The 7,434-nt window shown below is 63.5% G+C and carries 8 protein-coding genes; 6 read left to right on the forward strand and 2 right to left on the reverse strand.

Annotated features, from left to right (window positions below; all coding sequences use genetic code 11):
- Window positions 1-94: 94 nt before the first annotated feature.
- From AC1D35_RS19730 to AC1D35_RS19755, 6 genes are all read left to right on the forward strand, one after another.
- Window positions 95-1,729, forward strand: coding sequence for an ABC transporter substrate-binding protein (locus AC1D35_RS19730; protein WP_477939668.1), 1,635 nt, complete (start codon window positions 95-97; stop codon window positions 1,727-1,729).
- A 76-nt stretch (window positions 1,730-1,805) separates the two neighbouring features.
- A complete protein-coding gene (locus AC1D35_RS19735) occupies window positions 1,806-2,822 on the forward strand; it encodes an ABC transporter ATP-binding protein (RefSeq protein WP_477939669.1) in 1,017 nt (338 codons plus the stop codon).
- Window positions 2,819-3,802, forward strand: a complete 984-nt coding sequence (locus AC1D35_RS19740) for an ABC transporter ATP-binding protein (protein ID WP_477939671.1) — start codon at window positions 2,819-2,821, stop codon at window positions 3,800-3,802. Before AC1D35_RS19735 ends, AC1D35_RS19740 begins: the two co-directional genes overlap by 4 nt.
- 11 nt (window positions 3,803-3,813) lie before the next feature.
- Complete coding sequence (locus AC1D35_RS19745) at window positions 3,814-4,743, forward strand: ABC transporter permease (RefSeq protein ID WP_477939673.1); 930 nt, start codon at window positions 3,814-3,816, stop codon at window positions 4,741-4,743.
- 11 nt (window positions 4,744-4,754) lie between these two features.
- On the forward strand, window positions 4,755-5,633 hold the full coding sequence (locus tag AC1D35_RS19750; RefSeq protein ID WP_477939675.1) for an ABC transporter permease: 879 nt from the start codon (window positions 4,755-4,757) through the stop codon (window positions 5,631-5,633).
- A 30-nt stretch (window positions 5,634-5,663) separates the two neighbouring features.
- Complete coding sequence (locus AC1D35_RS19755) at window positions 5,664-6,407, forward strand: glycerophosphodiester phosphodiesterase family protein (protein ID WP_477939677.1); 744 nt, start codon at window positions 5,664-5,666, stop codon at window positions 6,405-6,407.
- 141 nt (window positions 6,408-6,548) lie between these two features.
- Here AC1D35_RS19755 and AC1D35_RS19760 read toward each other — a convergent pair whose 3' ends face one another.
- Complete coding sequence (locus tag AC1D35_RS19760) at window positions 6,549-6,842, reverse strand: hypothetical protein (RefSeq protein WP_477854710.1); 294 nt, start codon at window positions 6,840-6,842, stop codon at window positions 6,549-6,551.
- 340 nt (window positions 6,843-7,182) lie between these two features.
- Window positions 7,183-7,383 (reverse strand): hypothetical protein, encoded by a 201-nt coding sequence (locus AC1D35_RS19765; protein ID WP_477939681.1) that lies wholly within the window; start codon window positions 7,381-7,383, stop codon window positions 7,183-7,185.
- Between the last annotated feature and the right edge of the window lie 51 nt (window positions 7,384-7,434).

A 7,434-nucleotide genomic window follows, 5' to 3' on the forward strand; every position in this document is an offset into this window, starting at 1 on the left:
AATTCATGAAGCCGTCAATCCGGCGACATCTAGCTGATTTTAACAACACAGACCACGAGCGGGGGCTCGTCGGTCAAGACACAAGGAGTTTCCGATGATTTCGATCAATCGACGCGGCGCGCTCGGCCTTCTCGGCGCCACCGCCGGCACGCTCGTTCTGCCACGCCTCGCTTTCAGCCAGGGCAAGCGTCCTTCCATCACCATCGCGGTGCAGAAGATCACCAACAACAACTCGCTCGACGTCTATCACGAGCAGTCCAACGTCGGCGAGCGCATCTTCTATCCCAACCTCTGGGAAGGCCTGATCCTGCGTGACTGGATGGGCAATCAGGGTCCGGTTCCGGGTCTTGCCACCGAATGGAAGCGCATCGACGACAAGACGCTCGAGCTCAAGCTCCGCCAGGGCGTCAAGTTCCACAACGGCGATGAAATGACCGCCGAGGACGTCGCCTTCTCCTTCTCCAAGGAACGCGTGTTCGGCAACACGGAACCGGCCGGTGGCAAGACCATCTTCGAATCCGATCACAAGCCTGCGACCGCCAAGGAACTGCCGGCAACCGTGCCCGGCGTCGGACGTCGCCTGTGGCCCGCACTCGCCGGCATCGAGATCGTCGACAAGTACACCGTGCGCCTGCACAACACGACGCCCGACGTGACGCTGGAAGGCCGCCTCTATTCCGGCGGCAGCCAGATCACCAACCGCCGCGCCTGGGATGAGGCCGCAAGCTTCACCGAATGGTCGCGCAAGCCGATCACGACCGGCCCCTACATGGTCGGCGAGTACAAGCCGGACGTTTCGCTGACGCTCGTCGCCTTCGACGAATATTGGGGCGGCCGCCCGCCGTTGGAGCAGATCCGCTTCGTGGAAGTTCCGGAAGTCGCTTCGCGCGTCAACGGCCTCTTGTCTGGCGAATATGACTTCGCCTGCGACCTGCCGCCGGATCAGATCGCCGCCGTTCAGGCCGCTCCGGGCTACGAGATCCAGAACTCGACGATCTGGAACCACCGCATTTCGGTCTTCAACACCCAGAACGAGATCCTCGCCAACCCGCTGGTTCGCCGTGCCATGACCCATGCCATCGACCGCCAGGCGATCGTCGATGCGCTCTGGGCCGGCAAGACGGTCATCCCGGCCGGCCTGCAGTTCGAATCCTTCCGCAACAGCGACATGTTCATCGATGGCTGGGCGCCCCCGGCCTACGATCCCAATCTCGCCAAGGACCTTCTGAAGCAGGCCAATTACAAGGGCGATGCGATCCCCTACCGCCTGCTCAACAACTACTACACGAACCAGACGGCCAACGGCCAGATCATGGTCGAGATGTGGAAGCAGGTCGGTCTCAACGTCGAGATCGAGATGAAGGAGAACTGGGCGCAGATCCACGATCCCCAGGGCATCAAGGGCGTGCGCGACTGGTCGGCTGGCAACTCGATCAACGACCCGATCACGCCGATGGTCGTGCAGTTCGGCCCGAACGGCGAAGTGCAGCAGAAGAAGGACTGGACGAACGCGGAGATGAACAAGCTCGCCGTCGTCATGGAAACCTCCACCGACCGGGCGCAGCGCAAAAAGGCGATTGCCCGCATGCTGGAAATCGCCGAGCGCGAAGACCCGGTCTATCAGGTCCTGCACCAGAATGCCGTCTTCACCGGCATGAAGTCGTCGCTGAAGTGGAAGGCCGCTCCGGCCTTCGCCATGGACTTCCGCGCCACCAACTGGTCGATCTGATCGGCTCCTCGGTCTCCGGCGGCTGAAGGGCTGCCGGAGATCCTGTTTTTGATGCAACAAAAAGCGGGGATGAAAGATGGGCACGACCGGCTCCAATCTCGTGGAACTGCGTGACCTGACGGTCGCCTTCGACGGCATGCAGGTTCTCCACGGCATCGATCTCGATGTCGCCAAAGGCGAGGCGCTCGGCCTCGTCGGCGAATCCGGCTGCGGCAAGTCGGTCACGTGGCTTGCAGCCCTCGGCCTGCTGCCCGGCAAGGCGAGCGTTTCCGGCTCGGTGCAAATCGAAGGTCGCGAACTCATCGGTGGATCGCGCGCGGTGCTCGAAAGTGTGCGCGGCAGCCGCATCGCCATGATCTTCCAGGACCCGTCCAGCTCGCTCAATCCGGTGCTGCGCATCGGCCGGCAGATTTCCGAGGCGCTGTCGGTCCATCGCGGCCTGCGCGGCGAGGCGGCAAAGGCCGAGGCGCTGCGGCTGATCGATATGGTCGGCATTCCCGATTCGCGCCGCCGCTTCGATCTCTACCCGCACGAGTTTTCCGGCGGCCAGTGCCAGCGCCTGATGATCGCCATGGCGTTCGCCGGTCAGCCCGATCTTCTGATTGCCGACGAACCGACCACCGCGCTCGATGCAACGATCCAGGCGCAGATCCTCGATCTCCTGACCCGCCTGCGTGCCGAGACCGGCATGGCGACCGTTTTCATCAGCCATGATCTCGGCGCGGTCAGCCAAGTCTGCGAGCGCGTCTGCGTCATGTATGCCGGACGCATCGTGGAGGAGGGCAGTGTCGAACAGCTCTTCTCCGAGCCGCGCCACCCCTATACGCGCGGCCTGTTCGATGCCATTCCGCGCCTCGACGCCGGCCGTGAACGGCTGATCCCCATTCCCGGCACCGTTCCCAATCCGAAACATCTGCCGGACGGCTGTTCCTTCTCACCGCGCTGTCCGCGCGCCGTCGAGGCCTGTCGCAGCGAGCGCCCGCCGCTCGTTTCTTTCGATGGCGGCCGCAAGCTCGCCTGCACGCGCCCGGTGCCCGTCGCGGTTTCTGTCGAGACCCGGTCGTCCCGTATCGCCGAAGGTCTGCTGCAATGACGCCGCTCATCGAAGTCCATGATCTCGTCCGCATTTATCAGATCCGTCGCGGTCTCTTCGGCCGTCCGACGCCGGTGCGCGCCGTCGACGGCGTTTCGCTCTCGGTCATGCCGGGCGAAACACTCGGCATCGTCGGCGAATCCGGCTCCGGCAAATCGACGCTTGGGCGCATGCTGCTCGGCATAGATGACGCGGACCAAGGAAGCGTGCGTTTCCAGGGGCAGCCGATGCCGGCGCGCCATACCGCGGAATGGCGGGCACTGCGCGCCAAGATGCAACTCGTCTTCCAGGACCCGCTCGCAGCGCTCGACCGCCGCGTAACGATTGCGAAGCAGATCGCCGAGCCGCTTGATATCCACAAGCTCATTCCCAGGGAGCATCAGGGGTCGCGCGTGACGGAACTGATGCGGGCCGTCGGCCTGCGAGATGACCAGGCCGACCGCTATCCCCACGAACTTTCGGGCGGCCAGCGCCAGCGCACCGTGATCGCCCGGGCTCTGGCTTCGCGGCCAAAACTGCTCGTCTGCGACGAGCCGGTTTCCGCGCTCGACGTCTCCATCCAGGCGCAGGTCGTCAACATGATGCGCGACCTGCAGGAAAAGAACGGCATCGCCATGGTCTTCATCAGCCACGACCTGAAGGTGGTGCGCAACATCGCCGACCGTGTCGCGGTCATGTATCTCGGCCGCATCGTCGAGGAGGCTTCTTCCGACGTCATCTTCCGCGCCCCGCAGCATCCCTACACGAAGGCGCTGGTATCCAGCGTGCCCATTCCCGGCAAGCCGCTCGAAGGCCGCGTCATCCTGCAGGGCGAGCCGCCGAACCCGGCCAAGCGCCCTTCTGGCTGCGCCTTCCATCCGCGCTGTCCGCTGGTCCGCGACATCTGCCGTTCCGTAGTCCCGGAGCTCCAAGGGATCGACGAGTACCGCAGCGCCGCCTGCCATGTCGTGGCGGGCAAGACCACGCCAGTGGCGGCATAGGGGAGGGTTCCATGATCCGTTTTGTTCTCGTCCGCCTGTTCCGTGCGATGCTGACCATCATGGCGGTCGTCACCTTCGCCTTCGTGGTCCTGCGCATGTCGGGCGATCCCGCCATGGTGATGCTCGGGCCTGACGTGCCGCAGGAGTCGGTCGATGCCTTCCGCAAGGCATGGGGCCTCGACCAGCCGCTCTGGATCCAATATCTCGCGTATATCAAGTCGATCTTCACCGGTGATTTCGGCGTCTCGATGCGTGACAAGGCATCCGCAATCCAGCTGGTGCTGGAACGTGTGCCGGCGACACTGCAGCTGACGGTGCCGGCCCTCATCTTTAAGCTCGTTTTCGGCATTCCTGCCGGCGTCTACGCGGCGCTGCACCGGCAAAGCTTCTCCGATCGCGGCGTCATCCTGCTAGCCGTCCTCGGCTTCACCATTCCCTCCTTCGTCATGGGACTGCTGCTCGTGCTGCTCTTCTCGGTCATCCTCGGCTGGCTGCCATCGGGCGGGCAGGATACGTGGGTGCACGGCATTCTGCCGACGCTGACCATGAGCATCGGCGGCATCGGCATCCTCGCCCGCTTTTCGCGCAGTGCCATGATCGAGGTGATGGGCCAGCCCTATATACGCACCGCCTCGGCCAAGGGGCTGACATGGCGCGACGTGGTCTGGAACCACGCATTGCCCAATGCGGCAGTGCCGATCGTCACGATCGTCGGCTTCATGGTCGGCTCGCTGATTGCAGGCGCGGTCGTGGTGGAATCGATCTTTTCCTGGCCTGGCATCGGCCGCCTGCTGGTGGTCTCCGTCAGCAATCGCGACCTCGCCGTCGTTCAATGCATCCTGCTGATCATCGCCGCCGTCATGGTCGTATCGAACCTCGTCGTCGACCTGCTCTACGGCTGGCTCGATCCGCGCCTTCGCTCACACGCGGCCGGACATTGAGGAGAAAGCCAATGGCAACTGTCGATCTCGCTGGGACATCGGCTTCCGGAAAGCCGAACCGCCTCGTCTCGTTTCTGCGCCGCAACGTGCCGCTCTCGGTGGCATTCGGCATGCTGTGGCTCGCGGCAATGGTGCTGACCGCCATTTTCGCCGACTATATCCGCCCGTTCAACATCACGGCCATGGATCTCGGCAGCCGGCTTTCAGCGCCGGGCGGCCTCAAGCATCTGCTCGGCACGGACGAACTCGGCCGCGACGTGCTTTCGCGTCTCATCCAGTCGATCCGCGTCTCGCTCGTCATCGCCTTCGGTGCGACGATCCTGTCGGCACTCTTCGGCACGCTGCTCGGGTTCCTCGCGGCGCAGTTACGCGGTTTCGTGGAGCATCTTGTCCTGATGCTCGCCGATTTCCAGGCGGCACTTCCCTTTCTCATCATGTCGCTCGCGGTGCTCGCCTTCTTCGGTTCCTCCATGCTGTTGCTCGTCTGCCTCATGGGTTTTTACGGCTGGGAGCGCTATGCGCGCATCGCCCGGGGCCTTGCCATTGCCGCCGGCGCGCAGGGTTATGCGGCGGCGGCGGTGCAGCTTGGTGCCACACCCTCGCGCGTCTACCTGCATCATATCCTGCCGAACGTCGCCTCGACGCTGATCGTTTCCATGACCCTCACTTTCCCGGAAATCATCCTGATGGAAAGCGGACTCTCCTTCCTTGGCCTCGGCGTGCAGTCGCCAGAAACCAGCCTCGGCAACATGGTGGGCTTCGGGCGGGAATATCTGACGCGCGCGCCCTGGATCATGCTGGCGCCCGCCGCCGTCATAATGCTGACGACGCTTTCGATCTCGCTCGTCGGCGACTGGCTGCGCGACAAGCTCGACCCGACCATCCGCTAATGCTGAAATCAACAGGTTGAAGGTTATTTCATGACGCTTATCACCGGCCACCGCGGCGCCCGCAACCTCTGGCCCGAAAACTCGCTCGCCGGCTTCCGCAATGCGATCACGCTCGGCGTCGACGCCATCGAATTCGATGTGCACCTGACGCGCTCGGGCGAACTCGTCGTCATCCACGACGCGACGCTGGAACGCACCGCCGAAGGTGTCGGCCCGGTGCAGGACCTGTCGGTGGAAGCCCGCAGGTCCGTCAGGTTGAAAGGCACGGACGAGGCCATTCCGACGCTCGCCGATGTGCTCGATGTGCTTGCGGTCAACAAGGGCATCGACCTACATGTCGAGATCAAGATCGACGAGACGGGTACGCCCTATCCTGACATTGCCGCGCGCGTCGCAGCCGAGCTTTTTCGCTTCGGTGTCGGCGGACGCTCCTACCTGACCTCCTTCGATACGTCGGTGCTGGAGGAGTGCCGCCTTCACGCGCCAGATGTTTCCCGCCTCGTCTCCGTCAACGCCGCCTGGGCCGAGAAGCAGGGTGGGCTCGCCGCCTTCGTCGACCGCCTGGACGGGCTGGTGGAGATCGTAGCCATTCATCACGAGCTGATGGAAGCCGAATGGGACTTGATCCGCAGCCGGCTGCCGCTCGACCGCCTCTGTGTCTGGACCCTCAACGACGAGTCCGGCATCCGCCACTGGTTGGAGCGCGGTATCGGCAGCCTGACCTCGGACAGCCCGGATCTGGCGCTGAAACTTCGCGCCGGTATTGCTGCGTGAGCTATGGATTTGCCTCTGCGCCCTAGCGGGGGAACGGCCCATTAAGCCTGTGCCATTGGATCAGTGGCGCGGTCATGGCGCTGTGATTTCTGCTGGTCGGCTTGGACACCATGCGAAATGGCCGACGGCCAGCTTTCGTCCTCATATCGAAAGCGGTACCACCGATGACATCATCAGCGCGCTTGCTGCGCCAATGGCCACCGCGTCATCAGCGGCACGGCCGGCGATATCGCCGACGATCTGGCGGCTTGGTTTACGGCGGGTGCCGCCGATGGTTTCGTGCTGATCCCCGCATGGTTCCCAGGCGGCCTGGAAGACTTCATCGACGCAGTGGTACCGGAATTGCAAAAGCGCGGACTGTTCCGCACTGCCTATGAGGGGCAAAACCTGCGCGAGAACCTCGGCCTTCGCGGCCGGCCCTCGACAGGGCATCATGCGGTCAGCTGCGTTCGTCTCGTAATATAAGGCAGGGGCGGGCGAACGGCGCGGCGCGTCAGCCAGTTGCAGGACGGACGCGGTGTCCGCCGCGATCGGCTTGAGGATTTCGGTCCGCAGTCGTTACATGCTCATCGCCAGCGAAACCGGCGCTCCAGGGCAGAAATCTCGTCACCGACTTCACGAAGGCTTGTCCGCATGTCCGCCTGCGCGGTTGCTTCGTCGAAATCATCGAGAAACAGACTTCGAAACTCGTTGATGACAAGAGCCCTTTCGAGCTCGTTATGGCGTGCGGACAATCGAAGCATGCGTCGCAGTCGGCCCATCGGACATGTCCCTGTCAGGCTGCCCGTCCCGGCAGCTTCATGCCGGGTGCCATCAAAGCGTGGATGGCACGCAGAACATCCGGCGCGGATGCAAAGCGCTGTTCGTCGAGATCATAGACCTCCTCGTATTTGACGGCAACGAACCGCACACCGGTCCCGTCCGGGACAATGATGCCGACCTGTATTCCGGCATATTCGATAACCTGCTTGGCCATGGCCTGCCTCCGATGAGCATCGATAGTTCCGAGCGGGACAAGGTTCATACT

This window comes from Rhizobium sp. P1_E6 (assembly GCF_056405875.1).